Source organism: Arthrobacter sp. 2MCAF14, from assembly GCF_052115645.1.
In the GTDB taxonomy this organism is placed as follows: Bacteria; Actinomycetota; Actinomycetes; order Actinomycetales; family Micrococcaceae; genus Arthrobacter.
Map to the genome: position 1 here is coordinate 1 of NZ_JBFRHB010000103.1, position 1,114 is coordinate 1,114.

General features: G+C 59.7%; 2 protein-coding genes and 1 pseudogene. All 3 read left to right on the forward strand.

Translation table 11 applies throughout. The features are described from left to right. A pseudogene (locus AB4074_RS24770) lies at nucleotides 1-110 on the forward strand (IS481 family transposase); the annotation flags it as partial. A gap of 232 nt (nucleotides 111-342) precedes the next feature. After that, a complete protein-coding gene (locus AB4074_RS24775; protein ID WP_441415745.1) occupies nucleotides 343-537 on the forward strand; it encodes a hypothetical protein in 195 nt (64 codons plus the stop codon). A gap of 314 nt (nucleotides 538-851) precedes the next feature. Next, nucleotides 852-1,037: a hypothetical protein gene (locus tag AB4074_RS24780; RefSeq protein ID WP_441415746.1), complete on the forward strand. Its 186-nt coding sequence runs from the start codon at nucleotides 852-854 to the stop codon at nucleotides 1,035-1,037. Nucleotides 1,038-1,114 lie beyond the last annotated feature (77 nt).

Below are 1,114 nucleotides of genomic sequence, written 5' to 3' on the forward strand. Positions count from 1 at the left end.
CCGATAACGGCTCATGCTACAGGTCCAAAGCCTTCGCCCGGATCCTGGCCGAAGCCGGTATCCGGCACAAACGCACCAGACCCTACCGGCCAGAGACGAACGGAAAAGTCCGTGAAGACTTATGGTGGTGCTGCGTTGGGTCCAGCCTGGCCCCGGCCAAAGTCTGACCATGGTGTCCTTCGTTCGATTTGTCGACTGGACCTTGCGCAACACCGTGGAGTGCGCCGACCAGACGGATCCGACCTGATGGGAGCTTGGACTAGAAGCTCACAGACCTGTCGCCCGCCCGGCCGGCTCGTCCTCATCCGTTCATTCATCCACTAAAGAAGGAACGTTTCCAGCATGACAATCCTGATCGAGGATGTCAGGGTCATTGGTGGTGTCGACACCCATAAGCACACCACCCGCTATGCCGCGGTTATCGATGACCAAAGCCGGCTGCTCGGCCATCGGGAGTTCCCCGACACCTCGCCCGGATACGCAGCATTGCAGTCCTGGATGCGCGGCACTCTCGCGCGAACTGACCCGCCAAGGTGAACACGTGACCGAGGTGAACCGGCGCGATCGGATAGCCCGCCGGATGGCGGCAAATCTGATCGCCTTAGCCGAACAAATCGCTCGCACCGTTCTGGGGAAACCTCCACAGCCATCCCGAAAAGCAATCAGGGACGATCGAGGTCATCCGAGCCCTCCGCCTCACCCGGTCCAGCGCCGCGAAAGCACGAACTCAAGCCTTCAACACCTTCGGCATCACGATCTGCGCACCCAACCTGCGCGACGGACTGGTCGACCTCACCAAACGCACACTCATGAACTGGTGCCTGTCACTCCGCGCCGAGACCGAGGATCTCATGTCACTAGCAACCGATCCCGAGCGTATGCATCTGGCAGGAACCAAGCTTGCACAGCGCGACCTTCTGGACCGTTGGAAGGTGCTGGACGATGAGATCAAGCAGCTCAACGCTGAGATCATCCGATGCCTCAACCGTTACATCGCCAGGGAGATCTACGCCAACCTGCCCCAAACGACCGCTTGACAATATAGGAGCATCGAACGCTTCAACCGCATCCTGCTGGAAGAGTGAGCCTACGCCGCGGACCTTCGTCTCAGAAA

Coding starts and splice junctions, on each gene's coding strand:
- AB4074_RS24775 (WP_441415745.1), top strand. CDS start 343: ATGACAATCCTGATCGAGGATGTCAGGGTCATTGGTGGTGTCGACACC.
- AB4074_RS24780 (WP_441415746.1), top strand. CDS start 852: ATGTCACTAGCAACCGATCCCGAGCGTATGCATCTGGCAGGAACCAAG.